Origin of the sequence: Pinirhizobacter soli, from assembly GCF_015905305.1 — a bacterium.
GTDB classification, from domain to species: domain Bacteria; phylum Pseudomonadota; class Gammaproteobacteria; order Xanthomonadales; family Rhodanobacteraceae; genus Pinirhizobacter; species Pinirhizobacter soli.
Genome location: NZ_JADZLQ010000003.1, coordinates 286,029 through 311,717 on the forward strand (window position 1 = coordinate 286,029; position 25,689 = coordinate 311,717).

The 25,689-nt window shown below is 63.4% G+C and carries 23 protein-coding genes; 7 read left to right on the plus strand and 16 right to left on the minus strand.

Annotated features, from left to right (window positions below; all coding sequences use genetic code 11):
• The first annotated feature begins 5 nt into the window (after positions 1-5).
• Positions 6-1,007, plus strand: a complete 1,002-nt coding sequence (locus tag NDK18_RS14650; protein WP_250626154.1) for a patatin-like phospholipase family protein — start codon at positions 6-8, stop codon at positions 1,005-1,007.
• A 4-nt stretch (positions 1,008-1,011) separates the two neighbouring features.
• On the opposite strand, the gene NDK18_RS14655 is transcribed toward NDK18_RS14650, so the two are convergent.
• The 8 genes from NDK18_RS14655 to NDK18_RS14690 form a co-directional block, all read right to left on the minus strand.
• Positions 1,012-1,728 carry a glycosyltransferase gene (locus NDK18_RS14655; RefSeq protein WP_250628183.1) on the minus strand — a complete coding sequence of 239 codons (717 nt, stop codon included), beginning with the start codon at positions 1,726-1,728 and terminating at the stop codon, positions 1,012-1,014.
• Positions 1,729-1,777: 49 nt separating this feature from the next.
• On the minus strand, positions 1,778-2,512 hold the full coding sequence (locus NDK18_RS14660; protein WP_250626156.1) for a DUF3379 family protein: 735 nt from the start codon (positions 2,510-2,512) through the stop codon (positions 1,778-1,780).
• A complete protein-coding gene (locus tag NDK18_RS14665) occupies positions 2,509-3,039 on the minus strand; it encodes a sigma-70 family RNA polymerase sigma factor (protein ID WP_250626157.1) in 531 nt (176 codons plus the stop codon). The genes NDK18_RS14660 and NDK18_RS14665 overlap by 4 nt, the downstream gene beginning before the upstream one ends.
• Before the next feature lie 20 nt (positions 3,040-3,059).
• The gene (locus tag NDK18_RS14670) at positions 3,060-3,926 is read right to left on the minus strand and encodes a ParB/RepB/Spo0J family partition protein (RefSeq protein ID WP_250626158.1); all 867 of its coding nucleotides are present in this window, start codon (positions 3,924-3,926) and stop codon (positions 3,060-3,062) included.
• Between the two features lie 9 nt (positions 3,927-3,935).
• Positions 3,936-4,763, minus strand: a complete 828-nt coding sequence (locus NDK18_RS14675) for a ParA family protein (protein WP_250626159.1) — start codon at positions 4,761-4,763, stop codon at positions 3,936-3,938.
• 54 nt (positions 4,764-4,817) lie between these two features.
• Positions 4,818-5,450 (minus strand): 16S rRNA (guanine(527)-N(7))-methyltransferase RsmG, encoded by a 633-nt coding sequence (rsmG, locus tag NDK18_RS14680; RefSeq protein WP_250628184.1) that lies wholly within the window; start codon positions 5,448-5,450, stop codon positions 4,818-4,820.
• Between the two features lie 63 nt (positions 5,451-5,513).
• Positions 5,514-5,981 (minus strand): SPFH domain-containing protein, encoded by a 468-nt coding sequence (locus NDK18_RS14685; RefSeq protein WP_250626161.1) that lies wholly within the window; start codon positions 5,979-5,981, stop codon positions 5,514-5,516.
• A gap of 533 nt (positions 5,982-6,514) precedes the next feature.
• Positions 6,515-7,210 (minus strand): transposase, encoded by a 696-nt coding sequence (locus NDK18_RS14690; protein ID WP_250628185.1) that lies wholly within the window; start codon positions 7,208-7,210, stop codon positions 6,515-6,517.
• Positions 7,211-7,623: 413 nt separating this feature from the next.
• On the opposite strand from NDK18_RS14690, the gene NDK18_RS14695 reads away from it, so the two are divergent.
• Positions 7,624-7,797 (plus strand): hypothetical protein, encoded by a 174-nt coding sequence (locus NDK18_RS14695; protein WP_250626163.1) that lies wholly within the window; start codon positions 7,624-7,626, stop codon positions 7,795-7,797.
• Between the two features lie 62 nt (positions 7,798-7,859).
• Entirely contained in the window at positions 7,860-8,945 is a 1,086-nt protein-coding gene (locus NDK18_RS14700; protein ID WP_250628186.1) for an MvdC/MvdD family ATP grasp protein, read from the plus strand.
• Between the two features lie 13 nt (positions 8,946-8,958).
• On the opposite strand, the gene NDK18_RS14705 is transcribed toward NDK18_RS14700, so the two are convergent.
• The 4 genes from NDK18_RS14705 to NDK18_RS14720 all read right to left on the minus strand — a co-directional run bounded on the left by NDK18_RS14705 (position 8,959) and on the right by NDK18_RS14720 (position 12,238).
• Entirely contained in the window at positions 8,959-9,873 is a 915-nt protein-coding gene (locus NDK18_RS14705) for a M14 family metallopeptidase (RefSeq protein WP_250626165.1), read from the minus strand.
• 124 nt (positions 9,874-9,997) lie between these two features.
• Positions 9,998-10,234 carry a hypothetical protein gene (locus NDK18_RS14710; protein ID WP_250628187.1) on the minus strand — a complete coding sequence of 79 codons (237 nt, stop codon included), beginning with the start codon at positions 10,232-10,234 and terminating at the stop codon, positions 9,998-10,000.
• Between the two features lie 157 nt (positions 10,235-10,391).
• Positions 10,392-11,132, minus strand: a complete 741-nt coding sequence (locus NDK18_RS14715; RefSeq protein WP_250626167.1) for a LytR/AlgR family response regulator transcription factor — start codon at positions 11,130-11,132, stop codon at positions 10,392-10,394.
• A complete protein-coding gene (locus tag NDK18_RS14720; protein ID WP_250628188.1) occupies positions 11,129-12,238 on the minus strand; it encodes a sensor histidine kinase in 1,110 nt (369 codons plus the stop codon). The genes NDK18_RS14715 and NDK18_RS14720 overlap by 4 nt, the downstream gene beginning before the upstream one ends.
• Positions 12,239-12,512: 274 nt before the next feature.
• On the opposite strand from NDK18_RS14720, the gene NDK18_RS14725 reads away from it, so the two are divergent.
• From NDK18_RS14725 to NDK18_RS14735, 3 genes are all read left to right on the plus strand, one after another.
• Positions 12,513-13,733 carry a carboxylate--amine ligase gene (locus NDK18_RS14725; protein WP_250628189.1) on the plus strand — a complete coding sequence of 407 codons (1,221 nt, stop codon included), beginning with the start codon at positions 12,513-12,515 and terminating at the stop codon, positions 13,731-13,733.
• 90 nt (positions 13,734-13,823) lie between these two features.
• Positions 13,824-14,681: a LytR/AlgR family response regulator transcription factor gene (locus tag NDK18_RS14730; RefSeq protein WP_250628190.1), complete on the plus strand. Its 858-nt coding sequence runs from the start codon at positions 13,824-13,826 to the stop codon at positions 14,679-14,681.
• A 132-nt stretch (positions 14,682-14,813) separates the two neighbouring features.
• Positions 14,814-17,132 (plus strand): CocE/NonD family hydrolase, encoded by a 2,319-nt coding sequence (locus tag NDK18_RS14735; RefSeq protein ID WP_250628191.1) that lies wholly within the window; start codon positions 14,814-14,816, stop codon positions 17,130-17,132.
• 15 nt (positions 17,133-17,147) lie between these two features.
• Here NDK18_RS14735 and NDK18_RS14740 read toward each other — a convergent pair whose 3' ends face one another.
• The 4 genes from NDK18_RS14740 to NDK18_RS14755 form a co-directional block, all read right to left on the minus strand.
• A complete protein-coding gene (locus NDK18_RS14740) occupies positions 17,148-17,747 on the minus strand; it encodes a short chain dehydrogenase (RefSeq protein WP_250626172.1) in 600 nt (199 codons plus the stop codon).
• 64 nt (positions 17,748-17,811) lie between these two features.
• The gene (locus NDK18_RS14745) at positions 17,812-19,188 is read right to left on the minus strand and encodes an MFS transporter (protein ID WP_250628192.1); all 1,377 of its coding nucleotides are present in this window, start codon (positions 19,186-19,188) and stop codon (positions 17,812-17,814) included.
• Between the two features lie 30 nt (positions 19,189-19,218).
• Positions 19,219-21,858, minus strand: coding sequence for a beta-mannosidase (locus NDK18_RS14750; protein WP_250628193.1), 2,640 nt, complete (start codon positions 21,856-21,858; stop codon positions 19,219-19,221).
• On the minus strand, positions 21,855-24,521 hold the full coding sequence (locus tag NDK18_RS14755; protein ID WP_250628194.1) for a TonB-dependent receptor: 2,667 nt from the start codon (positions 24,519-24,521) through the stop codon (positions 21,855-21,857). Before NDK18_RS14755 ends, NDK18_RS14750 begins: the two co-directional genes overlap by 4 nt.
• A gap of 441 nt (positions 24,522-24,962) precedes the next feature.
• Between NDK18_RS14755 and NDK18_RS14760 the strand changes: the two genes are divergently transcribed.
• Complete coding sequence (locus NDK18_RS14760) at positions 24,963-25,487, plus strand: MFS transporter (protein WP_250628195.1); 525 nt, start codon at positions 24,963-24,965, stop codon at positions 25,485-25,487.
• Positions 25,488-25,689: the final 202 nt, after the last annotated feature.

Genomic DNA, 25,689 nt, shown 5'->3' on the forward strand with positions numbered 1-25,689 from the left:
CATCGATGACTGAAATCGCAGAAACAGGAGCGGTGCCCGCCGATAGCGGTTTGCCGCGTCGTCCCCGCGTCGCGCTGGCGCTGGGCGCCGGGGGAGCCAAGGGCCTGGCGCATATTGGCGCCATCGAGGAAATCGAAGCCCGCGGCTTCGAGATCACCGCCATCGCCGGCACCTCGATGGGTGCCCTGATCGGCGGCATCTATGCCATGGGCAAGCTCAATGTCTATCGCGACTGGGTATCGGGCCTGGCGCGCATGGATGTGCTGCGCATGGTCGACTGGACCTTCTCCGGCGGCGGCCTGATCAAGGGCGACAAGCTGATGGGCGCGCTTCGCGAACTGATCGGCGAGATGGACATCGAGTCCCTGCCCCTGGCCTATACCGCGGTGGCGACGGACCTGGACCGCGAGCGCGAGGTGTGGCTTACCCGTGGACCGCTGTTCGATGCGATCCGTGCGTCGATTGCCATTCCCACCGTGTTCCGCCCGCACGTACAGGACGGCCGGCGCCTGGTGGACGGCGCGCTGATGAACCCCCTGCCGGTGATGCCGCTCCTTCGCGAGCCGGCCGATTACGTGATCGCGGTAAGCGTGGATGGCGTGGCCGAGTCACCCACTCCCGAGCGCGACAAGGAAATCCGCCAGGACGAAGAATCCGGGTACCGCAAGCGCATCGGCGACATGTTGAACAAGGTGATCCCGCATAGCCAGGTCAAGGCGCGTACGCCTGGGGCGATGGAACTGCTGAACCAGGCGATGGACCTGATGCAGGCGAACCTCGCCCGGCTGCGCCTGGCGGCCTACCCGCCCGACCTATTGATCGAGATCCCGCGCAACGTGTCGCTGGCCTACGAGTTCTATCGCGCCAAGGAGCTGATCGAACTGGGCCGCACGCGGGCCAGGCAACGGCTTGATCACTGGCCGCCGGCCATGCAGCTGGCCGAAGCCGACCGAGCCCTCTCCACTCGCGACCGCGAACCGACGGGTTCGGGTACGACGCTGCTCTAGGGCGTCAAAGTTCGCGTGTCTGCGTGACCTTGCCCCGGCGCATCAGCCAGGCCACGCCGCGAAGGTCGGCCAGGCCTACCCACAGGCGGTCGAGCATGCCGTACTTCGACGTGCCCATCGTGCGCGGCCGGTGGCCCACCGGTACGCTCACGCTCTGAAACCCGGCGCGCTTGACCAGTGCAGGCAGGTAGCGGTGCATGTGGTCGAAGTAGGGCAGCCGAAGGAACACTTCGCGCTCGAACAGCTTCAGGCCGCAACCGGTGTCCGGCGTGTCGTCCCTGAGCATGCGCGAGCGCACGCCGTTGGCGATCTTCGAGGAAATGCGCTTGTTGAAGCTGTCGCGGCGCGTGGTGCGCCAGCCGGCGAAGAGGCGCACTTGCGCCTGAGCGGTGCCCCGCGCCGCCAACAGCTTGGGAATATCGGCCGGGTCGTTCTGGCCGTCGCCGTCGAGCGTGGCGATCCACGGCGCGTTCGCCGCACGCACGCCGTTCCACACCGCGGTGCTCTGCCCGCTGCGGGTGACGTGGTGGATGATGCGCAACTCCGGGTGGCGGGATTTTTCCGCCTGGAGCACGGCGAGGCTGTCGTCGCTGGAGTCGTCGTCGACGTAGATCACCTCGTAGTCGACGTTGCCACGCAGCGCCGTGGCGATCTCGGCCAGCAGCGGCGGGATGTTGTCGCGCTCGTTGAACACGGGCACGACGACGGCGAGCTGGGGCATCGGACGATCCCTGGAGAGGCGGGTCGCGCATTATCGCGCAACTGGGCCCTCAGAGCGAAACCACCCGGTTCCCGCCCACGCCATCGATGGCGCGCTGCCATGAGCCCTCGGCCCGGTCCAGGGCGTCCATGCTCGCGTCGCGCGAAAGCAGCACCAGGGTGCCGCCGGCCATGGGGACGTCACGACCCTTCCAGCCGCCCCGGGTGAAGTCGCTGCGGTTGTCGCCCTTGCGACCGGGGATATACAGGGCCACCACGGGCTGGTCGGTGCCGGCACGGGTGACCAGGTGCACCGCTTCCTCGCCGCCCACCATGCAATCGTGGACGTAGGTGACATCCGAGGGCATCGGCCCGCGCAAGCGGACGCCGCGACCGGCGAAGCCCGCCTCGATATCCTGGTCGGCTACCGGGGAGGTCATGGCCAGGGAATTCATCTCGTAAGGCATGTGCGCCACGGCCATGGCCGGCAGGCTGTGGGCGTCGGCGTAATTCCAGCCGAAGCCGCCGACGGCCACGGCGAACACCGCACTGGCGGCCATCGCCATCCAGGTACGGCGACGGAAGCCGTCGCGGCGGCGCTCGACGGTAGCCTGGGCCAGCAGGACGCGCTCGGCCAGGCCCTGGGGCACGGGAACGGCCATGGCCTCGCCCAGCACGTGCTCGAAGCGCTGTGCACGCTGCCACACTGCCATGCACTCGGGGCAGCTGTCGCGGTGGGCCAGGAGGTCGGCGTCGTGCGACATCGGCTCGGTGGCAATGCGGCGGCGGAAGTCCAGGTGATTCATGGCACCCCCTGCGCCGCGGCGCCGCCCTGCAACAGGCTCTTGAGTTTCTGCCGGGCACGGAAGAGTTGCGTCATCACGGCGCCGGCGGCCTGTCCGGTTTCCGCGGCGATCTCGTTGCAATTCATCCCGCCAAGCACCTGCATGGCCAGCGGTTCTCGGTATTTGCCGGGCAGTTTCATCATCGCTTCGCGCACGGCGAGGGCATCGTTGCTGCGTTCGGGGCTGGTCCACGCAGATTCATCGGGCAAGGTGTCGTCCACTTCCACGGTGTCGAACTGTTTGCGCTCGTAGATCCGCGCATGTTCGCGCCGCAGGATGGTGAACAGCCACGGCTTGGCTGCATCGGCTTCGCGCAGGGCATCGATGTTTTTCCACGCGCGCAGCAAGGTTTCCTGGACCAGATCCTGGGCCAGGGCATCGTTCCGGCAGAGCCAGAAGGCGAAGCGATACAGATCGCTGCTACAGGCGCGAACCATGGCTTCGTACTGGCGCTGTTTCGGATTCACCTTCCTGGAGACCGGGGCCATGGAGAAAACCTTACATCGGGCTAGCGAATCTTGCCTAGGATGCCTTCAAGCTCGTCGTTGCTGTGGAAGTGGATTACCAGCTTCCCCTTGCCGCCGCGACCCTGGGCCACTTCCACCTTAGCGGCCAGGCGTTCGGCCAGCTCGCGTTCGAGGTTGGCGACGTTCGGGTCACGCGTGGCGGTGGCTGCCTTTGCCTTGCCCACCGGCGCCGTCTGTGCGCGGCGTGCGGCATCTTCGAGCTCGCGCACCGTCCAGCCGTTGCGTGCCGCTTCCAGGGCCAGTGGTTCGGCAATGGAGGCCTGCAGGGTAAGCAGGCAACGCGCGTGGCCCATTTCCAGCTTGCCCTCGTCGAGCATCTGCTTGATGGACGCAGGCAGATCCATCAGTCGCAGCAGGTTCGACACCGAGGCGCGCGAGCGGCCCACGGCATCGGCGGCCTGCTGGTGGGTGAGGTCGAATTCGTCGATCAGCCGGCCCAGGGCCTGGGCTTCCTCCAACGGAGTGAGCTCCTGGCGCTGGATGTTCTCGATCAGCGCCATGGCCAGCACGGACTGTTCCGGCACGTCCTTGACGATGGCCGGCAGTTCGCCCAGCTGGGCGCGCTGCGCGGCGCGCCAACGGCGTTCGCCGGCGATCAGTTCGTATTTATCCTTGCCGATGGCGCGGACCACGACTGGCTGGATCAAGCCTTGCGCCTTGATCGAGGCCGCCAGTTCGTCGAGGGCTTCGTCATTCCAGTGGCGGCGGGGCTGGTACTTGCCGGCCTGGATGTTACCGATGGGGATCATCCTGAACTGGCCTTCCTGCTCGATCACCGAATGACCGGTGTCGTCGTTGCCGAGCAGGGCGTCAAGACCACGCCCGAGTCCTCGTTTCTTCGCCGCCATGGAATCTCCTTAACTTGCCGCCGCGTCGGGGCCGGCGTCGACGACCAGCGCCGCGCCGGACGGCTCGATGCCGCCGTTGCGCTCGCGGCGGATGATTTCGCCGGCAAGGCCAATGTAGGCGATGGCGCCACGCGAGCCGCGGTCGTACAGATGGATCGGCTGGCCATGGCTGGGCGCCTCGGCCAGGCGCACGTTGCGTGGGATGATCGAGCGCAGCACTTTGTCGCCGAAGTGCTGGGTGAGCTGCGCGGATACCTCGTTGCCGAGGTTGTTGCGCACGTCGTACATGGTGCGCAGCAGGCCTTCGATTTCGAGCTTGGGATTGAGCCGCTGGCGCACCGCCTTGACCGTGTCGAGCAGGCTCGACAGGCCTTCCAACGCAAAGTATTCGCACTGCACCGGAATAAGCAGGCCATCGGCCGCCGCCAGCGCATTGAGGGTAAGCAGGTGCAGCGAGGGCGGACAGTCGACCAGGATGATGTCGTAGTTGCCGCTGATCTTGGCGAGCTGGTCTTTAAGGCGCGTCTCGCGGGCGATCGCGTCCATCAGCTTAAGTTCGGCGGCAGTGAGGTCGCCGTTGCCGGGCATAAGGTCGTAGCCGGCTTCGGTGCGCACGATCACGTCTTCGATCGCCACTTCATCGAGCAGCACTTCGCAGCCATTGGGCTTGGCGGCGCGCTTGTCGACGCCCGAAGCCATGGTGGCATTTCCCTGCGGGTCGAGATCCACCAGCAATACCTTGCGCTTGGCCGCGGCGAGCGCGGCAGCAAGGTTCACGGATGTGGTTGTCTTGCCGACACCGCCTTTCTGGTTGGCGACAGCGATGATGCGGGCCATGCTCGAGGGAACCGTGCGCGGAAAGTGGGCTAGGTTACCATCGCCGCAAGGTTTTCAGGCGCGGCGGAGCACCACCAGGTGGCGTTCGCCATCCGCGCCGGGCACGGCGAGCCTCTCGATGGCCTGCACAACGAAACCTGCCGGCACCCCCGGAAGTTCTTCGGTCGGGTATTTCCCCTTCATTGCCAGCCACGTGCCGCCCGGGGCCAGCAGATGGCCGCCCCAGGCCAGCATGTCGGCCAGGGATGCGAAGGCCCGCGCGGTGATGCAGTCGAACGTGCCTTCGACGTCTTCCACCCGCTGCTGGGTGGCGGTTACCCGGCCGCCCAACCCCAGGCTGCGGATGGCTTCGCGCAGGAAACGGACCTTCTTGCCGTTGGAATCCACCAGCAGGCATGTGCGCGCCGGTTCCAACAGCGCCAACGGGATGCCCGGCAGGCCCGGGCCAGTGCCCAGGTCCGCAAGCGTCTGGCCGGTGACGTAGGGCGCGATGGCGAGCGAATCGACCAGGTGCCGAGTGACCATGCCCTCGGCGTCGCGCACGGCGGTCAGGTTGTAGGCGGTATTCCAGCGTTGCAGCAGGGCCTGGTAATCCAGCAGGGCCTCGACCGTGGCAGGCGCCAGCGACTGGCCGAGCGCGGCCACGCCTTGTTCGAGCAGGCGCCGTAGCGCGTCGCGGTTTTCCATGGAGGGCCTGGCCTGGACTAACGACCGCCAAGTATCCGGGGCCTTGGGCCCCGACGCCAGCGATCAGGCGATCGAGAGGTCGACGCGGGTCACCAGCATGCCGCGCTCGCGCAGGAAAGCGTTGGCGGCCAGCTTCAGGCGGGCATTCATGGCGCGGAAATCGGCGTCGTTCGCGGCGTCGGTGCGCAGGGCATCGCGAAGGCGCTCACGGATGAGCTCGTCGGCCTGGTCGATGACGCAATCGGCGCGCTCGGGCTCCAGCACCTGCCAGTACACCGTGCCCTCGACGTCACGCACGGCCGTGTCGGCCTCGACGTGGTCGGTGAACTTGAGGGTTTGGCCGCCGAGCTGGATCTTGTGCACCACCCGGTCAACCAGCGGCAGTACGAAGTGGGTTCCGGCGCCCAACAGGCGGGCGGGCTTACCCAAACGATAGAGGCTATGCACCTGGCCTTCGGGGATGTGACGGATCGACAGCGCGGCAAAGGCAGCGAGGACGATCGACAGCAGAATGAAGGCGGAAGTGAACATAGTTATATATTTCAGCTATTTGGCAGACTATCGTTAACGATGTGTCGAGAAGATCTTACATCGCCATGATGAGTGCAGGATTAATCCTAATTTAACAGGGTTATTTAACGCAAGTATTACAAACGTTTAGGTCTATCGGCCGATTCCGGCGGAAGTTGAATCCCCCGCTTTTCTCCTCCAATGCGTCCAAAAACCCCCGTTCTGCTCCGTGGGTTTTTGTATGCATAGCTCCTGCCAACGCGTTACCAATCTGGTAATGTATTGTTTTGTCGATAATTTCTGCAGGATACGGGACGTATCTTTCGATACGGGCAAGCCTGGAAGTGGACCAAGAACGTCTCCGCCACGTTCGATGGTCACTTTTTGACCAAAGCAAAATCCAGCGCCGCACGAGGTTGCTAGGTTGCTAGGGGTCAGAGTCATAGCAACTCCCGCCCTCAACGGCGCCTTACTAGGGGTCAGAGTCATAGGCCCCCTGCTTTCTCACTAGGGGTCAGAGTCCATGTTGGTGGACCGTGCACCCTGATTTAGAGCTAGCCGGGGCGCGATGGCTTTGGCCATCCCTGCGGACGAACGGCAACCGGGCGGCCCAGGCGTCGTTCCAGCACGGCCTGGAAATCCGGTGGGCCGTAGGCGCGCTGTTGCTGGGTGTGCGACCTCAAGTCGTCAACGGATTGAGCATCCATCGCGTGTTCGAACAACTCCAGGTAGCGCGACCGCCGAACGTCATCGGTTGTCCCGAGCGATAGAAAGTCGATGTGCGGGGTAACGAGGCCGCAAGACTCGCCCAGGGCGTTTTCCCGGAAGCTGCTCCAGCGATAACCACCTGGCCACGAACACAGATTTGCCCGGACAGGGTTGAGTTCGATGTATCGGTAGCAGGTAAGGACATAACGTGGATCACCGACCAGACAGGCCTTGTAGCGCCCCTCCCACAGGGTTCCGGAACGTTTGTAGGTCTTGTTGATGTAGTAGACGTAACGCCTGCCGAGCGTTTGCATCATTTTCGGAATGCTGCACGCATGCGCTGCGGTGACCAGTAGATGCACATGGTTGGACATCAACACGTACGCATGCACCGTGCATACATTTGCTCGAGAGGCCTCACTGAGCATTTTCAGGTAAAGGTGCCGATCGCAATCGGCAAAGAAGCAAGGCTGGCGGTTATTCCCTCGTTGGATGACATGCTGGGGAACATGGTCGTAGAAAAGCCGGGGTTGGCGCGGCATCGTCACTGCGTCCTTGGCAGGGCGCTTCAGATTCCTCGTTCATGCTGGCGCTGCACATCAGGCAATGGTTGGGAATCTGGTCGGCTAATGACTCTGACCCCTAGTGATTGAGCCTGTCGAGTAGCAGGCACTATGACTCTGACCCCTAGGGGGGTTCACTTGCGAATGACCATGGCAATTCCTCGGAAGGTCGTTCGGAAGAAGGCTCTTTCGCCAAGCTTTTCCGGCAAAAATTCTGAAAAGGAATAAAGAAGAACAGCTTATGACGCTTCGTAAAAAGCTGCCGGATGCGTGGTGTGTGACGCGATCGACGATCATGCGCGTGGTATCTCCTAGTATCGATTTGCCACGTCGTGACTCGGCGTGGCCGTAGATCGACCCAACGTGCGATCCCTCAAAGGAGATGTTTTGCCATGACCAGCAACACTTCGCCGTCCCATGATTTTTCAACGCCCCGTGCATTTGCGCGTGTCCATGCCACGGAAGTCACTCCCGCGCTGAAGGAAGAGAATCGAGGCAATGTATTCCTCACGATCTTCACCGATCCGGACCGACCTGAGCCGGAAATCGGCATCATCAGCGGCTGATCCGCTGGGACTCACTTGCGCCTCGCTCACCGCGGGGCGCATTCATTTTCGCAGGAGCTACCATGGGGCTGCGTCCGCTCATCCTCGCGCCGCACAGCGATCCGCATGCATGTGCGCTTGTGTGGGCCATCGAAAAGCAAGGCGTTGAGCCGCTTTGGTGGCCGGCGCTGCCGACGGCACCAGGGTTGCACTACAGTTTCCATATCGACGCCGACGACGAATCGTTGCGCAGTCCCGCCGATCGGATCGGCGCGGTCTGGAACCGTCGTCTCCACGAGCCCACGCCGCATTGCGCAGAAGCCGACCGCAACTTCGCCGCCTGGGAATGGAAGATGTTCCAGCGCAGCGTGTTCAGCATAGGCAGCGTGTTTTCGCACCCGCTTTGGGTCAACCCGATTGAGGCGGCGAGGAACGCGGAGAACAAGTTGGTGCAACTGAGTGTTTGTCGCCGCCTGGGCATCCCGTTTCCAGAGACGGTAGTGACCACGGATGCAAGGGAGGTCGATGCGCTACGCGCCCGCTGGGGTCGCATTGTCTTCAAGAGCTTCCTGGTCCACCACTGGGAGGAGCGCGACAATGGCCGGATGCACGCGGTCGGCGTGACTTTGCTAGATGGCGACAGCGAATTGCCCGCGGAAGCTATCGCAGTATGTCCCGGCATCTACCAACGCTATATCGAAAAAGCCTGTGATGTGCGAGTCACCGTCATCGGCGACCGCATGTTTTCGCTGGCCTTGCGCAAGGCCTCCAGCGGTGGTTTCGTGGACTGGCGAATACATGCCGGCAATCCCGAGCTACGAGCCGAAGGCATCGATCTGCCAAGCTCCCTCGAAGATCGCCTGCGCGCCCTGATGGCGGAGCTGGGCATTGTCTTCGGCTGCATTGACCTGGTGGTCGACAAGGACGGCGGATTCCACTTCCTTGAAGTCAACCAGGCAGGTCAATTTCTCTTCGTCGAAGAAATGCTGCCTGCCTGGCCGATTCTCCAGGCGATGACCGCGATGCTGGTCAGTGGGCGCACGGACTATGCACTGGACAGCATCGAGCCGGTATCGATGAAGGCGTTCTGGCGCTCGGACCGCTTCTTGCAGCTTCGCGATAACGTGAGCGAGACGCCACCAGAACGCACGTTGTACACGGTGGAGTAAACAGCATGCGCCGTTACCTGTGCGCCAGGACGAAATCCAGCGCCGCGCACACCGCCGCCACCTGGGCTGCATTGCACTGCTCCGGCGTGGCGCGCGGGCTATCGGGATACACCTCGGTCGTCGTGGTGTAGCGTGCGTTGGTCATGCCTGCGCACAACCCCAGCTTCTTCAGAGAATAGTTGATCACCCCGGGAGCGACCACCGGCGACCGGATGATCTGGCCTTTCCCGTCGGCTGGCGCGATGTGCGTGACCTTGGCGACCGCCGCAATGATGGCTTGCTGAAACGCCGGCTGCGGATTCTCCGTGTCGTCCACCACATAGAAGCCATCGGGAATCGTGCCCGGTTCGAAGTCCATGCCGTTGCGAGCCGCCAGCGCCGGCCGAAATTCCGTTTCGTCGGTATCGGTCGTCTCGTGCAGATCGATATGCACGAGCACATCGAACGGCTCGACAAGACCCATGAGCGCCGCCGATTCCGGCGCTGGGCTGTTCTGGCGGAAAGAGCGGTTCGGATCCACCGCCTGCGGGTTCCAGCGATGGATGCGCTCGTAGGCCCATGGACTGACGCACGGCGCAACGATCAGATTGATCTTGCCCTCATAAGCCGACGCGTGCTGCTCGATAAACTGCAACGCACCGTGTACGCCGCTGGTCTCATAGCCATGCACGCCGCCTGTCACCAGGGCCACGGGCAACTCATCACGCCAAGGGCGGCTCTTGATAGCCACGAGCGGGTAATGGTCCGGGCTGTAATCCAGCTGACCGTACTCCACCACATCAAAGCGCGAGCGCAGCTCGTCGACCGCGCGCAGCACATCCGCCTCGTAGCTGCGTTGCCGGCTTTGCCGGGAAAGCCACGCAGCGGTCTCCGCAGGACCCCAAGCTACGCCTGGGCTGCCGATCGGATAGAAGTTCTGGATGGTCATGCGCGACTCGCTCCGGTGCCCGGGGATCAGAACACTCATTTTAACGAGAAGCTACTGGATGGTGGATCGGGGCCCACAAGGGTGTCGCCGGGTAATGACTCTGACCCCTTATGAGGGGTCGCGGTTACCAGCCGACGATGGAGCCTGTGGTCATGACGCGGCTGTCGAAGATGACGCTCCCGAGGACGGCGGCCGGGGCGGTGTCTGCGGCGGCGGAGGTGGCGGGGCTGGTAGCGGCCGCTTCGGCCTGGGGCAATGCATTGGCATGGTTGGCCAGGGAGGCGATCAGCGGCATCGGCATGCCGAGGCAGACGGCGAGCACGATGGATTGGCAGGCTACGGGGTTAAGACGAATGCGCATGACGGGTCACTCCTCTTCGGTCAGCCAGGACATTAGTCCCGGCGGCAAACCGGGGGCACCCCGTTTGGGATGGATGGCGCCGAAGGCGCGACGAACGGCGCCCAACCGGGCACGAACGGCCCACGGCACCCGCGTCGAAATGGGCCTTGGCTAACCCCTAACGCAAGCCAAGCACCGGTTTGGCGGCGTCCCGGAACCGGCGGCTCAGGGTCAGCCGGGTGCCGTCGCGCAGCACGATCTCGGCATCGCCATGGAAAAGCGGATGCACCTCGCGGACGCGGTCGACATTCACCAGCGTCCGGCGGTGAATGCGCAGGAATTGCTCAGGCCCAAGCTCCAGCTCCAGGTTCTTCATCGATTCGCGGTGAAGGATCGACTCCCCGCCCACATGCAGGGACACGTAATTGCCTTCAGCGCTCGCGTAGTCGATATCGGCGACGCGGATCACCCGGTGATGCTCGCCCACGCGCACGCTCATGCGCCGCGCAGCAGTGGCAAGGGCGTGGAAGCGCGTGGGTGGCGCTTCCATCTGCCGCCATCGCTGCAACAGGCGCGCGATGCAGTGGTCGAAGCGGTCCTGGTCGATCGGTTTGAGCACGTAGTCGATGGCACCGGCATCGAAGGCACGCAAGGCATGGGTGTCGTAAGCGGTGGCGAAGACGATCCACGGCAGCGCGCCCGCGGGCAGTCGCGACGCCAGTTCCAGGCCGTCCATGCCGGGCATGTGGATATCCAGGAAGACCAGGTCCGGGTGCAGGCGATCGACGGCGAGGATAGCCTCCTCGGCATTGCCGCACTCGCCCACCACGGTGATATCCGTGTGCGGTTCCAGCGCCTGTCGCAGGGCCAGGCGCGCGAGCATTTCATCGTCGATGAGAAGACAGCGCAGCGGCGTCATGCAGTGGCCGCCCGGTAGGGCAGGCTCATCTCGACACAGGTGCCGCCATCGGCGCCTTTGCGCATCCCCAGCGCGCTGCCGCCCAACGCCTCAAGGCGTGCGCGCGTATTGCCCAGTCCCACGCCTTCGCGGATGGCGCCAAGTGGAAGTCCCTGGCCGTTGTCCTCGACGGTAAGGTGCAGTTGCCCAGCATCTCGCCGCGCGGCCACGCGCAGGGTGCCGCCTTCGGCAAGCCGCAGAAGGCCATGCTGCAAGGCGTTTTCCACCAACGGCTGAAGAATCAGGTGCGGCACGCAGGCATCGAGCGTATCCGGGTCGATGGCGAAATCCGTCACCAGCCGATCACCGAAACGCACGCGCTGGATGCCCAGGTAGCAATCCAGGAACTCAAGCTCCCGGCGCAGCGGCACGTGCTGCTGCTGGTCGTCCTCGAGCGTCAGGCGCAGGAAATCCCCCAGGCGGGAAATCATCACCCGCGCCAGCGGCGGGTCGCTCAGCGCCAGCGCGGAGATCGCATTGAGCGTGTTGAACAGGAAGTGCGGTTGCAGCTGCGCCCGCAAGGCCTGCAGCTGGGTCTGCGTCAGTTGTTGTTCGAGCTGGGTGGAGCGCAGGCGTTCATCGCGCAGGCGGCGGTGTGAATCCGCGCCACGCGATACGCCCAGCACCGCCCAGTAGATCAGCACGGCCAAATGCGCCTGGTAGATCAGTTCCACTTTCAACAGGTGGGGAAGCGTCCACGTGGGCGACGGCGGCCGGCCGGCGGTGAGGTAAAGCACGGTGAGCGTGGTGGCGCCATGCACCAGGCCAAGCACCAGGCTGGCGGGCACGTGGACCAGGGCGAACCGGCCCCAGCTTGCACGTGCGGTGCGGTTGCCAAGGAACACCACCACCGGCGTGAGCATGAACCAAAGCCAGAATTCCGGAAGGCTGTAGGCCAAGGACTGCCGCAGGCTGCGTTTCTCGTCTTCACTCAGGGCATTGAGGTACATGCTCAAAGCACTGAAGAGCGCTATCACGGTCCAAAACCCGAACAACAGCAGCCACGGCCGCCACCGTGACTGGGGCCGGGGAGAAACCAGGCTGATGATGTCGGTGCCGTCGGCCACGCTGCGTGCTCCATGGAGCGATAGGCGCGCAGCATGCACCGGAAAACACCCCGTGCGCATGGCCCGGTGGTCACCGGTCGCCGCGCGATTGCCTTTCGGCCGGGTTTCGACGGGACAGGCCGTTCGGCCAGGGGGACGCAAAATTTTCTAGCGCTTCAGGTGTAAGGGCGCCGCCGTGGGCAATGGATAAGCTGGTGTCGCGACTTGCGATGGCCCTGCGGCCAGGCGGGGAAGCGTACGGGCCGGCTGCAAGGCCCACTGGCGGGGGTGTGAGATGGCAGGGATTCAACCGCAACGCGTGCCGGCGATCGTGCTGGGCCGTGGCCCTACGGCCCTGGGCATGCTCAGGTGCATCCGCATGGCAGGCATACCCTGCACTGTCGCCGCGCCATCGGGCGACCACGTGGCTCATTCACGCTGGTTTCAACCCACGCCCGGGCCTAAGCCCTGGCAAGGACAGCTGGGTGAGGAAGGATGGAACGCGCTGCGCCAGATGCCCCTGGACCAGGCCGTGATCATTCCCGGTGCCGATGATGCGGCGCTCTGGTTGACCACGCTTCCCGACGACCTTGCCGCCCGCTTCCCCACCAGCAACAGCTCGGCCGCCACCCAGGCCCTGCTGCAGGACAAATCCCGTTTCGCGGCGCTGGCCGGCGAACTTGCCCTGCCCCATCCGCGCACGTATCGCATCGATGTCGAGGCGGATCTCGACCAGGTGCCGTTCGAGCAACTGGACCGCGTCTTCGTCAAACCAGTCAATTCACAAGCCTTCAGCGACATGACCGGCGCGAAGGGATTCTGGGTGGCCACGCGCGCGGAACTGCTCGATACCTGGCGGCGGTTCGATGGCATGGGCTTCCGGGTGATGGTGCAGGAATACGTTCCAGGACCCCCCGACGCCCATGTGTTCGTCGACGGATTCCGCGATGCGCAGGGCAACATCACGGCCTTGTTCGCCCGCCGAAGGGTGAGGATTTCTCCCCCGGACTTCGGCAACAGCTCGTACTGCCACACCATCGCGCTGGGCGATATTCCCGACGCCGTGCAGGACGTGAAGCGGCTGCTGGCGCACGTGGACTACCGCGGGATCTTCAGCGCGGAGTTCAAGCATGACCGACGCGACGGTACGCACCGGATGCTGGAAGTGAATACGCGGGCGTGGACGTATGTGGAATTCGCCGCGCGATGCGGCGTGAACGTGTGCGCCATGGCGTACGCCGATGCCATGGGCTTGCCCGTGTCCGCTGCCAGTCCAGCCTATCCCCTGGGCAAGGGCTGCGTGGACCTGTACCGCGACATCGGTACCGTGTGGGCGCAACGCGGGCAAGGCCGCTGGCCATGGCACACCGTGCTGGCGCAGTGGGCCGGTGCGCACTACCACTCGTTCCGTTTCGACGACCCGGGCCCTGCCCTGCATTTTGTCGGCGAACTTGCCGCACGCACCGTTGGACGGATGCACGCGGCGGTACCCTGGCAGGCAGGTTCGCGCGCCTGATGGACCAGGCCGGGCGTTCGAAAGCTTGATGCCAGGACCGTAACGCTGCACGCTCCGCGTCGAGATCCAGGATCAAGGCCGGGTAAGAGGATGAAGCAGCGTCATTTCGACCTGTTGGCAATTGCCGGCGTCTTTGTGGGTTACTCCATTACGATCCGGCTGGCCTTGCAGCTGGACGTGCGCGAAAGCCTGCTTGGTGGCGTCGCCAACACGATCCCCGTGGTGATCTTTGGAGCGATGGTTCGCCGCATCATCCTGGGCAAACTCATGGGGAAGCCCGCCGCCATCCAGTTGTTGGCCCACCTTCCCCTTTGCGCCGCGTTCTCCACGCTGTCTTATGGCCTGCTGATCGTTCTGCTGGGCTTGTTCAACGGTGGGGGGCCTTCCGGCTTCCTGGTGAAGCCGTTCTCGCCAGGCGGGCTGGCGTGGCAATCACTGGAGAACGTAACGACCTATGCGCTCATCGCAGCCATGTCTTATCTGCAGGCCCAACGCGGGCGTCACGATACGGCGCCCCTCACGCCCTCGCTGGCAGCGCCGGCACCCGGCGCCGCGGAGCTGACTCCCCAGCCCGAGGATGCCCCATGGCATGCGCCGTCCGGCGATACCCGTGCCGATCCTGAACTTTCACGCTATTTCGTCCGGATCGGGGACGAACTTCGCCCGATCGACATGGATACCGTGGTGAGCATTGCTGGTGCGGACGACTATGCCGAAGTCCAGACCCTTTCGGGTAAGCACCTGGTCCGCATGACTCTGGCGGACTTCACCCGCTCGCTCGATCCGGCCAAGTACGCCCGGGTCCATCGCTCGTGGATCGTCAACGTCGATCGCATCGCCCGGGCGGAGCCCGCCGGCGGGGGACGATTGCTCCTGCACATGGAAACCGGACAGACCATTTCCACCAGCCGGACGGGAGCCAGGCTGCTACGCGACCGCGTCATTTGACCGTTCGCCGATCCGGCGTGTTCATTCGCCGATTTTCCGGCCATTTTCCCTGGCTCTCCGGAATGATTCCCCTGGCTTAGACATCAGGCCCGGCCACCGGCTGGGCATGTGAACCTCCGGGACAATCATCCAATGAAAGTATTTGCCTTGCCCCAGCCGCTTGCCAGGGCCCTGCTGGTTCTCGCCCTGGCCATGCCCCTGCCTGCGTTTGCGCAGTCGTATGCATGGACGGCAAAGCCGGCGCCGGATCCGGCGATCTTGCAAAAGGACATGGCAGACCTGGCGTCCCGGGTGCTGCGCGACCTTCCGGACGACCGCGGCCTGGCTAACCTTGACCGCCGTTACCGGATCGAACTGGTATCCGGCAGGTACGAACAGGCACTACGCAGCATGGCGGATCTGCGTGATCGGCTGCACCGCCAGGAGGTCATTCCCTCGCGCGCGGCATGGGTCACCGTGCCGTATGAGATTCATGCCGATGCCCGCCTGAACGAGGCCGCCGGCCATCTTGAGCACGCTCAGGCGTACAGCAAGGCATTCCGCGATCATTTCGCCACGCTGGACGACTGGCCGTCTGCCGAAGTCGCACGCACGTTCACCGTAACGGATCCGGCGGAGCTCCAGGCGACCTTTCAGGAGGACCTGGAGGCGACAAAGAGCCAGTCAGCGCTCAAGCAAGCCGATGCCATTCGCCTGATAACCGATTATCTGGCCGCCACGGTTTTCAGGGAGGCTTTACCGCTCGTGCCTGCGCTTATCCAGGAGGATGACGCGCGCCGATACGTCACGCAGGAAAACGTACTGATCAAGGAAGGCAACGGCGCCAGCGTCTGTGCCTACGTCATGCGCCCCAAAAAGGCAGGGCCACTGCCGGCGCTGCTTGAGTTCACTGTTTACGCGTCCTCCCCTGAAGCCATCCGTGGAAGGGCACGCCTGTCGGCGGCGCATAACTATGTCGGCGTCGCGGGCTTTACGCGCGGCAAGGTGTGCAGTCCCGGCAAGGCTTCGGCTTACCTGACGGACGCGGACGATGCCAGCACCCTGATCGACTGGATCAGTACCCAGCCGTGGAGCGACGGCCGCGTGGCCATGTACGGCGGTAGCTACAACGGCTTTACCCAGTGGGCGGCCGCCAAGCGCATGCCCAAGGCCTTGAAGGCCATCATGCCCAGCGCCCCCGTTGGGCCCGGCATCGACGTTCCCATGGAAGGCAATGTGTTCTGGAGCTTCGTCTACCCGTGGCCGTTTTTCACGCTCGACGGGAAATTCAACGACCAGGCGGTCTACGGCGATACCAAACGCTGGCGGCATCTGGACCAGGCCTGGTACGCAAGCGGCCGGGCCTACCGCGACCTGCAGAAAATCGACGGGTCGCCAAACCCCACCTTCAACCAATGGCTTTCGCACCCGTCGTACGACAGCTACTGGCAGGGCATGATTCCGTACCGGAAGGAATTTTCGCGCGTCACCATTCCCGTGTTGCTAGTAGCCGGCTACTACTACGGCGGACCGGGAGCTGCGATCTACTACTTCCAGCAGCTGGAGAAGTACGCGCCAACGTCGGAGCACTATTTGCTGATCGGCCCCTATCACCACCTGGGTGCGCAGTACGGTGTCCTGGACGAGCAGGGCAACCTGATCGACACCCTTGCAGGATTGAGCGTCGACCCGGTGGCACAGCTGGACATGTACGAAGTTCGCTACGCGTGGTTCGACTATGTGTTCAAGCGAGCGCCCAGGCCCGCGTTGCTTGGAGACAAGGTCAACTATGAGGTGACCGGCGCCAACGTCTGGAAACATGCGCCATCCCTGTCGGCCATGGGCAATGCCAAGCTGCGCTTCTATCTTGCCGACGGCGCGGCGGACGACCATGGCCTCGCGCTCAATGAAAAGGCGCCTTCCGGAAAGGGCGAGGCCATCCCCCTTACCGTGAACCTCGCCGACCGAAGCGATCTGCAGCCGCCGCCGATGGGAGGCGGCGTGGTGGACACCGCCATCGACACGCGCAACGGCCTTGCATTCACCAGCCAGCCATTGGATGCGCCAACCGAACTGAGCGGCCTTTTTTCCGGTCGGCTCGACTTCATCACCAACAAAAAGGACTTTGACGTCGAAATTGATCTGTACGAACTCACCTCACAAGGCCGTTACGTACAGCTCAGCCAATTCTGGACCCGCGCCAGCTATGCAGCGGATCGCACGCATCGTCAGCTTCTGATACCCGGACAGGAGCAGCATCTCATCGTCGAGGGCAATCATTTGATGAGCCGTCAACTCCAGGCGGGGAGCCGCCTGGTGATGGTATTGAGTGTCATCAAGGACAGCGGCCGACAGATCAACTACGGCACCGGCATGGACGTCAGTGACGAAACCGCCCGGGATTCCGGCGCGCCGTTATCCATTCGTTGGCTGACCACCAGCTACATCGAAGTGCCAGTGCGAAACAAATGACGAGCCGCCCGAGGCCTAATAGACTTTCAACACCTGTCCGGTAGCCGCGCCCTCGATGCTGCGACTGTAAGCCAGCCCCACGCGGAACGCTGGGGCAGGCTCGAAGCCGCGGAAGAACGGCCCGTACGTGTCCATCGATTCCACCAGCACCGTGGGGCTCACCACGTTGATGCGGATGCGGCGCGGAAGTTCGATCGCGGCGGCGCGCACGAAGCCTTCCAGGGCCGCGTTCACCATGCTTGCCGACGCACCGGCAAGGATCGGATGCTCCGACAGGATGCCGCCGATCAGGGTGAACGAACCGCCGTCGACAAGATGCGCAACACCATGCCGGACCAGGTTCACCTGTCCCATCAGCTTGTCGTTGAGGCCCACGGCAAACGCCGCGGCATCGAGTTCAGCCAGCGGGGCGAAGGTGACATGGCCCGCGGTACTGGCGATGGCGTCGACGGTGCCGACCTTGTCCAGCATGGCCTTGATGCTTGCCTCGTCGGTGAGATCCACTCGAACGTCGCCAGACGAGCGACCGGCGGCGATGATCTCGTGCCGGTTGCCCAGTTCCTTGCGTACCGCCATGCCCAGGGTGCCGCTTGCACCTACCAGCAGGATTTTCATGAGTCCTCCTTTATCCCACGGAAGAAAACAAGGCTCCCATCCTGACACCAGGCAAGCCGTGCTGCTACCTGGCTGCGTTCTGCCCGTCGTCATGGCGCATGTATCGTGCGGCGAACCCCGCCGCCGCCAGCAGCATCACCACCGACACGATCGACGCCTGGCGCAGGCCACCGGCCAGATGCTCGGTGCCGGACCCGGCCAGGGCCCCGAACATGGCCACGCCCATCGCGCCGCCGGTTTGCCGGACCGCGTTGAGAACACCGCCGGCAACGCCAGCGGAAGCCGCGTCGACCGCTTCCAGCACGCTGGTGGTCATGGCCGGCACCGCCAGTCCCATGCCCGCAGGCAGCAACAGGAAGCCCGGCAACATCGCCCAATAGCTGCTGTCGCCGGTAAGCAGCGCCAGCATCACGAAGCCCGCGGCATCAAGAAGCGCGCCCACGGTCAGCAACACGCGTGGGCCCATCGACGAGATCAACCAAGCACTGGCAATGTTCACAACGCCGAAGGTAGCGGTGAGGGGTAGATAGGCCAGGCCTGCGCGAATCGGGCTGTATCCATGGATACGCTGCAGGTAAAGGCTAAGGATGAATACCACGCCGTAGTACGTGAGGTTCACCACGAACCCGAACGCGATCGCCGTGTTGAACTGCGCACGTTTGAACAGCGAAGGCGGCAACATCGGTTCCTTTGCGCGGCGCTCGACGTGGACGAAGATAACCCCACACATCACAGCCACCACAGCGCAACCCAGTACCAGCGGATCCAGTACGCCGCGTGGCCGCGACTCGATGATCGCGGTGATCGCCGCGGTGAGCATGACGATCGACAGCCATTGTCCTTTCAGGTCGATACCGCGCGAGCCATCTCCTGGCACAGCCGGCACGCGCCATGTAAGCCACGCGCCCAGCAGGCAGAACGGCAGGTTCACCAGGAAAATCGCGCGCCAGCCCACGGTACCCACCAGCAGGCCGCCCACCAGCGGACCGGCGGCAATGGCCACGGCGCCGGCAGCCGTCCAGAACGCCACGCCCCTGGCGCGCGCCTTGCGGTCGCCCTTTGCAGCGTGGTTCACCATGCTCAGCGACGTAGGCAGCATCGCGGCCGCCCCAACACCCTGCAACGCGCGTCCTGCCACCAGCCATGCCAGCGTGGGCGCCAGCGCGCAGGCCACCGACGCCGCGGCGAACACGGCCAATCCCGCCAAGTACACCTTTCGAGCGCCCGCGCGGTCACCCAGCGATCCCATCGTCAGCAAAAAGGCGGCGAAGGGCAGTGCATACGCATCCACCACCCATTGCAGCCCGGCGGTCGAAGCTGAAAGGTCGCTCGCCATGTGCGGCAGGGCCACGTTGACGATGGAGACATCCAGCTGCACCAGGGCGAAGCCGAAGCTCGCCGCGGCGGTCACCCATGCCATCGAAACCTGCTTGTCCGTCATGCCGGTCGCCTTGTCTGGCGCCGGCGTCGTTCAGTGCGACGCGCCGCCTTTGGTCCAGTCCACTACCGATTCAACCTTCAACGCTCGCCGTAGCGCGTCAAGGTCTCCATTACCTGAAACGCGGATATCTGCGCTTTCGCCAGGCAGTAGATCGAAGGCGTTGTCTGACAGTCGTGAATCGAGATCGCCGAAATCGATCCATACACCGCGTGCCAGGCGTTTGGCGCGTACGGTCACGACGATCGATCCGCCATCCTTGTGAAGCGTCGCTTCGATATCCGGCTTGGGCAACTTCAGTTCGCGGGCGGCGCCGAAGTACAACAGATGGTGCGCAACCACGGTGCCATGCTCGATCAGATCGAAGGAAACCACGGTGCGTGCCGGATCGGCCTTGCCGAGGAAACCAGCGTCGGTAGTAGTAGTTACCGGCGTACTGGCCAGCTTCTCAACGTGCACGGGCCGGGTATCGTCGCGCAACACGCGGCCATCGAAGTCGATCACCCGCGTGCGCAGTTGTGCATCGAAAACCTCCGTACGGTCGGACACCACCGATACCTGGGTGCTGCCGTCACGACGGATGGGCACCACGTCCACCGGCGCATAGAAATGCCGCGCGCGGTACTGAAGCGCTTTCCAGCGGCCGAAGTAGTCGACGCTCGCCCACGATGCCCCGGGCCAGACATCGTTGAGCTGCCAGTACATCGAACCCATGCTTTGTGGCCGTGCACTACGCAGGTGTTCGGCGGCAAGTTCGATGCCCTCGGCCTGCATCAGCTGGCTCAAATGCACGAAAGAGGGAAAATCCTTCGGCTCGCCATACTCCTGGCGAATATAAAGAAGAAGACGCTGGTTGCCGTTGCCCTTGTCGAACTTCTGGTGCGCGCGCATCACGGTGGATTCGGCGGCCATGTCCTCGGGCTTGGCGAAACTCTCAAGCGTGGCCATCACCGGGAACGACTGCAGGCCGTACTCGGACTGGAAGCGTGGCGTGGCATCCAGGTAATGAGCAATGGGTTTCGAACCCGACCACACTTCCCAGGAGTGGAAATCGCCGTCGGTCTCGACGTTGGCCTTGCCTTCGTAGTCAGTGCTGGGGGAGCTCGCCCAGTACGGCACACCTGGGCTTAAGTCTGTCACCACGCCGCGCAGCGTATGGTCGAAGAGCTCGCGCATGCCGTTCTCGATGCGCGCGGTTTCTTCCTTGGGGATGGCCTTGCGCAGCTCTTCGCGGTCGGGCCACGATTCCCAGCCGGTCTGTACTTCGTTGTTGCCAGCCCACAAGACGATGGAGGGATGGTCGCGCAGGCGACGCACCTGTTCGGTGGCCTCGATGCGCACGCTGTCGCGGAAAGCCTTGTCATAAGGCGGAATGGCGCCGCCGAACATGAAGTCCTGCCAGATCATCAACCCCATGCGATCGGCCATCGCGTAGAAGGCGTCACTCTGGTACGTGCCGCCGCCCCACATGCGCAACATGTTCATGTTGGCATCGACGGCCGACTGCAAGACCGACTGCATGCGTGCATCGGTGACGCGGCTTGGGAAGCTATCGAACGGAATGAGGTTGGCGCCCTTGGCAAAAATGGGCACGCCGTTCACCACGAAGGCGAAGCCGCGGCCCCACTTGTCCTTGTCGCGCCGCAGTTCGATCGTGCGCAGGCCGGTGTCGCGGGACACGGAGGTGACTTCCTTGCCGTTGGCCGACACGGTGGCATCGAAGTGGTAGAGATTCGGTGCTCCGTAACCTACCGGCCACCAGCGTTGCGGATGGTCGATATGCACGGGCATGGACAGGTGGTTCTGGCCGGCAACGAGCATCACCTGCTGGCTATTTTCGCCCTTTGTCCCGTCCGGTGCCGTCCATGCCACATGCACTTCGGCCGGGCCGGCCTTGTCGGCGCGGACATCAAACTGGGCCTGAAGCTCGGCAACATCCGCATCCACCCGGGACTGCGCCACGTGGAAGTCTTCAAGCTTCCATCCCTGCCAGCGCTCCAGCCACACCGGCTGCCAGATGCCCACCGTCACATAGCGCGGGCCCCAATCCCAGCCGTACTGGTAGTTGGCCTTGCGAACGTAGTTGGAGGTCTGCTTGCCCTTCGGCTCGTCACCGAAGGCGGTATCGAATTCCCCGGGAAGGGCATAAGGCTGCTTGAGAAGCCACGGCAGCAGGCGTGCGATCGGCGAATGCAGATGCACCACCAGCGTGTTCGACCCGGGGTGCAGGGACTTCTCCACCGGCGCCCGCCACTGGCGGAACATGTTGTCGGCCTTGAGCAGCGGCTTGCCATTGAGTTCGACGTCGGCAAATGTGTCCAGCCCGTCGAACACCAGTTCCACGTGCTCACCGGCAGCGGATTTGGCGCCTGCGTCGAAGGTGAGCTGGTAATCCCAGTCGGTTAGACCGACCCATTGCAGGGCGGCTTCGTTGTCGCGGTAGTAAGGATCAGGCACCTTGCCCAGGGCAAGCAGGTCCGTCTGCGCGCTGCCCGGGACCTGCGCGGGCATCCAGGTCGTGGCGTCGGCGTGGTCTTTGGCTGCGGTCGAGCTTGCGGCCAGACGAAATTGCCAGCCCTGGTCCAGCGGTTGGCGTGTCACGCCGTCGGCGAGGGCCGGTCCCCCGACCAGCCACATGCATGCCAGCAGTAGCGTCCCCCTGTGGGATCTCATAGCTTGAAGCCAAGGCTCAGCATATAGGTCCGTCCATTCTTGTACGCGTTAAGCGGTTGGGCCGGCGTGTTGTTGTACACGAAGTAGGTTTCGTCCAGCAGGTTCGTGCCGTCCAGCGACACGCGCATGTGGTCGTTTACCTGGTAGCCGATGGAAGCATCCAGTTCACGGAAGATGCCCGTGATCTGCTGCGACTGCAACTGGGCGATCTGGGTGAAGTACGCCGAGCGCCAGCTGTAGGTCACCCGCGCGCTCCAGGGACCCTGCTCGAAGTAGGGGCTCAGGTTGAACGAGTTCTTCGAGTTGTACGGCAGCGGGAAGTCGTTGCTGGTGCTGGCATCGGAGTAGGTGTAGTTGGCCAACATGCCGAAACCGCCACCGAAATTCCCCTGGTAGGTGAGCGACACGCCCTTCACCTTGGCCACCCCGGCGTTCACCGGGATCTCCATCTGGTAAGTGTCGTTGACATTGTTGGTGTGGTTGAAGAACACCTCGGGCACATTGGTGTTCAGGATGTACCCGGAGATCCGGCGGAAGAAGAATTCAGCCGACACCAGGCTGTTCTCCGAGAAATACCATTCGGCCGAGGCATCGTAGTTGGTCGACTTGTAGGGCTTCAGGTCCGTGTTGCCGCCAGACCCCGTGAGCGTGCGGTCGTCCAGCGCGACATAAGGTGTCATCTCCTGGTAGCGCGGCCGGGCGATGGCCTTGGAAGCGGCAAAACGCAGGGTCAGATCCTCGATCGGATCGTAGGCGATGTTGAACGAGGGCAGCCAGCCGTTGTACGCGCTGTGCTTGTCCACCGGGGCGTAGGTGTTGTCGCCGATGCTGTTGTAGCCGTTCACCGTGTCGCGCGTGTGGTAGTAGCGCACGCCAATGTTGCCGCGGTAGTTATCGCCGGCAAAATCACCCTGCAGGTAGAAGGCGCGGTTCTGTTCCTGGATGCTATAGGTGGCCTTCGGGTCCATCGGCGCATCGGTGCCCAGGCTTTGCACGTAGTGCTTCAGGCCAAGCTTGCTGATGGTGGTCCAGTCCTTCATGGAAGGCGTACCGTCCAGCCCATCCAGGAAACCATCGGGTGTGCCGCTACCCGCCACGTCGCCCAGGGTCACGCCGCTGCCATCAGGCGAGGGAATGGTGGCGGCGTAGCCGGTCTGGCCGTTGTAGTGGTTGGACGCCTTCACGCCCACCTCCACCTGGTTCATCGGTCCCCACGACACGTCGTGACTGAAATCGGCCTGGAAATAGCGTTCGCGATCGTAGCTTGGCGCATAGCTGAAGCCCGCGCCGTGCGCGAGCATCGCGTTCGCATCGGTGGGCGGCGTGTTGTAGTTGATCTGCGGGTGTTGGCCGTCCAGGTTCCAGCTGTAGCCGCCCATGCCCTGGAACTGCACGTTATAGATGCCTTGCGAACCGCCGGTGGAACCGGTGTAGCCCACCTGGCTCGAGGCCGTCCAGCCATCGCCGTACCAGTCGGCGCGCAATTGCGCGGTACCGGTGTTTACCTTCGACTCGCGCTCGTAACCATCCAGATAAGTGGGCGCGGTGGCGCCGTACGTGCCGCTGGTTGCCACGCCGTTGGTGATGCCAAGCGCCGTGGCGGCGGGCGCGCTACCGGACCAGTCGCCGTAGCGGCTCTGGTTGTAGTTGTTGAACTTCTCGGTGACATACAGCCCGGTGAAATTCAGCTCGAAACCTTCGTTGGGCTTCCACTGGATGCCGGTGGATACGCCATCGCGCTTGCGCTCCTGTTGGAACCAGGCGCTGTTGATCGCCGTGGGATAGACGCCCGTGGCGCCCGGCGCCACCACGCCTGGTGCGAACTGATGGTCAGGATTGGTATCGGTAGGGTCGTTGACCCTCTGATAGCCGAAAACTTCCGTGCCTTGGCGGTCGATGATTCGGTCCGAATGCATCACCGATCCCAGGATGCCGAAGGTTTTTTCGTCGTTGTGCCAGCTATAGAGCGCCGATGCATTCGGCTTGCCGGTATCGGCGCGGTCGTTGTAGCCGTAGCTCACGGTGCCGGTGAGCGTGTTGGGCTTGAGGTCCAGCGGCTTGCGCGTGTTCACGATCACCGTGCCGCCGATGCTTCCTTCGTCGATCTTCGCCTGCGGTGTCTTGTAGACCTGCGCGTTACCGATGATTTCCGAAGTAAGCAGGCTGTAATCGAAGCTGCGGCTGTCCGGGTTGTTCGGATCGCTCGTCCAGTTGGTGGAAGCGAGCGTCTGTCCGTTCAGCAGCAAGCGGTTCAACGCGGGGTCCGTGCCCAGGATGCTTACCTTGTCGCCTTCGCCGAAATTCCTGTCCACGCTGATGCCCGGCAGGTGCGAAAGCGATTCGGCGACATTGGTGTCGGGGAATTTGCCTACGTCCTCGGCGGAGATGGCGTCGACGATCGAGTCGGCGTTGCGCTTCAGCTCCAGCGACTTCTGCAAGCTGGCGCGGATACCGGTGACGGTGACCGTGGAAAGCGTCTGCGCCTGGCCTGGGGTGGCGCCCTTGGCAGCGTTCGGATCCTGGCTGGCCGCCGGCGGAACTGGAGCGGTGCTGGACGAGGCGGGCGCTGGCACCGGCTGGCTGGTGGCGTCCTGGGCAAACGAGCCGCCCGAGGCGAGGAGGCCGGCGACGGCGAGGGAAAGGGCGTTGTAGCGAAGGCGCATGTGGATCTCCGTTTTTCGGGCCGAACGAGAGCGCACGGGCTTCAAGTCGCCAGTGGTCGCGTCGATCGGTCTTGCGTGATGTGTTGCCTGCCTGCCGCCCGGTCGTGGGGACGCCGACGGAACAGGCCCCGGGAGCCCCTTATCGGCCACCCCATGAGTCGATTCTTCCGGGCCGATGACAACGATGTCAACGATTTTTTGCCACGAGATAAACTAAATGTGACGTAGTCAGGTTATTGATTTTCGGCACATATACATGCGCTTCACATGTTGCATTGCGGCATAAGCAGATCGAGGGTTAGATCGATCTATAGTCGCGCTGCCGTACGCATCAGGTGTTGCATCGCAAATCCGCCGTGGCATTCAAGGAAGCTATTTGAAGCAGCATTCCGACCTGAATCGCGTACCGGTTGACCGCCTACAATTGCGGCCTTCTTCGCGGTGTTCACCTTCTACGCACTGAAAGTGCCGGGTATTTCCGTTGCCGGCGTCGCTGCGATTTTCTTCATCACAGCAGTTGGTGGCAGCATGGGGGCATTCGTCGCGCCATTTGTTATTGGTCGCTATGGCGCCTATCAAGCAGCGATATGGTCCATGACCAGTCTGCTCCCAACTGGAATTCCGCTGATTATTGCTGCCTTCGTCCCGAGGTACGCGCCCGCATTTATCTGCGTGACTTTCGTGGCATGGGAAGTGGCGATTTTGGTGAATGTCATTGCAGAGACCACTCTTCGCCAGGAGCGATCCCCGCAGCATATGGTTGGAAGCGTTGCGTCGGCGTCGAGATTCGTCAATTGGGGAGCCGACCCCTTGGGCGCCGCGTTGGCGGCGCTACTTCTGGTGAGCGTCGACTCGCTAGTGGTTCTTGCCTTGGCATTTCTTGGAATGGCTTTCGCGTTCGTTCCTCTTCTGTTGAACAGGAACCGCGTATGCGCGTCGATTCAACTCGTCGGAAGGAAGGCGTAAGGTGCATGATCTTTACGTCTCCTTGGCGGCTGGTCGACATTGTTCTAGCTATCCCAACGAATCAGGCGAATGAACGCGCCCGGCGTCGCACCAGTGCCCCTGGTGTCGAACGTTACCGGTGGTGCAGAGCACGCGTGAGCACGCCAGGCGCGTCCATTCGCCCTCAATGACTCGCCACGCATCTTGCCTGCTTTAAGGGTGA

What these genes read in the sequence shown, in the direction of transcription:
- NDK18_RS14650 (WP_250626154.1), top strand. Translation starts at nt 6, where the DNA reads ATGACTGAAATCGCAGAAACAGGAGCGGTGCCCGCCGATAGCGGTTTG.
- NDK18_RS14655 (WP_250628183.1), bottom strand. Translation starts at nt 1,728, where the DNA reads ATGCCCCAGCTCGCCGTCGTCGTGCCCGTGTTCAACGAGCGCGACAAC.
- NDK18_RS14660 (WP_250626156.1), bottom strand. Translation starts at nt 2,512, where the DNA reads ATGAATCACCTGGACTTCCGCCGCCGCATTGCCACCGAGCCGATGTCG.
- NDK18_RS14665 (WP_250626157.1), bottom strand. Translation starts at nt 3,039, where the DNA reads ATGGCCCCGGTCTCCAGGAAGGTGAATCCGAAACAGCGCCAGTACGAA.
- NDK18_RS14670 (WP_250626158.1), bottom strand. Translation starts at nt 3,926, where the DNA reads ATGGCGGCGAAGAAACGAGGACTCGGGCGTGGTCTTGACGCCCTGCTC.
- NDK18_RS14675 (WP_250626159.1), bottom strand. Translation starts at nt 4,763, where the DNA reads ATGGCCCGCATCATCGCTGTCGCCAACCAGAAAGGCGGTGTCGGCAAG.
- rsmG (WP_250628184.1), bottom strand. Translation starts at nt 5,450, where the DNA reads ATGGAAAACCGCGACGCGCTACGGCGCCTGCTCGAACAAGGCGTGGCC.
- NDK18_RS14685 (WP_250626161.1), bottom strand. Translation starts at nt 5,981, where the DNA reads ATGTTCACTTCCGCCTTCATTCTGCTGTCGATCGTCCTCGCTGCCTTT.
- NDK18_RS14690 (WP_250628185.1), bottom strand. Translation starts at nt 7,210, where the DNA reads ATGCCGCGCCAACCCCGGCTTTTCTACGACCATGTTCCCCAGCATGTC.
- NDK18_RS14695 (WP_250626163.1), top strand. Translation starts at nt 7,624, where the DNA reads ATGACCAGCAACACTTCGCCGTCCCATGATTTTTCAACGCCCCGTGCA.
- NDK18_RS14700 (WP_250628186.1), top strand. Translation starts at nt 7,860, where the DNA reads ATGGGGCTGCGTCCGCTCATCCTCGCGCCGCACAGCGATCCGCATGCA.
- NDK18_RS14705 (WP_250626165.1), bottom strand. Translation starts at nt 9,873, where the DNA reads ATGACCATCCAGAACTTCTATCCGATCGGCAGCCCAGGCGTAGCTTGG.
- NDK18_RS14710 (WP_250628187.1), bottom strand. Translation starts at nt 10,234, where the DNA reads ATGCGCATTCGTCTTAACCCCGTAGCCTGCCAATCCATCGTGCTCGCC.
- NDK18_RS14715 (WP_250626167.1), bottom strand. Translation starts at nt 11,132, where the DNA reads ATGACGCCGCTGCGCTGTCTTCTCATCGACGATGAAATGCTCGCGCGC.
- NDK18_RS14725 (WP_250628189.1), top strand. Translation starts at nt 12,513, where the DNA reads ATGGCAGGGATTCAACCGCAACGCGTGCCGGCGATCGTGCTGGGCCGT.
- NDK18_RS14730 (WP_250628190.1), top strand. Translation starts at nt 13,824, where the DNA reads ATGAAGCAGCGTCATTTCGACCTGTTGGCAATTGCCGGCGTCTTTGTG.
- NDK18_RS14735 (WP_250628191.1), top strand. Translation starts at nt 14,814, where the DNA reads ATGAAAGTATTTGCCTTGCCCCAGCCGCTTGCCAGGGCCCTGCTGGTT.
- NDK18_RS14740 (WP_250626172.1), bottom strand. Translation starts at nt 17,747, where the DNA reads ATGAAAATCCTGCTGGTAGGTGCAAGCGGCACCCTGGGCATGGCGGTA.
- NDK18_RS14745 (WP_250628192.1), bottom strand. Translation starts at nt 19,188, where the DNA reads ATGACGGACAAGCAGGTTTCGATGGCATGGGTGACCGCCGCGGCGAGC.
- NDK18_RS14750 (WP_250628193.1), bottom strand. Translation starts at nt 21,858, where the DNA reads ATGAGATCCCACAGGGGGACGCTACTGCTGGCATGCATGTGGCTGGTC.
- NDK18_RS14755 (WP_250628194.1), bottom strand. Translation starts at nt 24,521, where the DNA reads ATGCGCCTTCGCTACAACGCCCTTTCCCTCGCCGTCGCCGGCCTCCTC.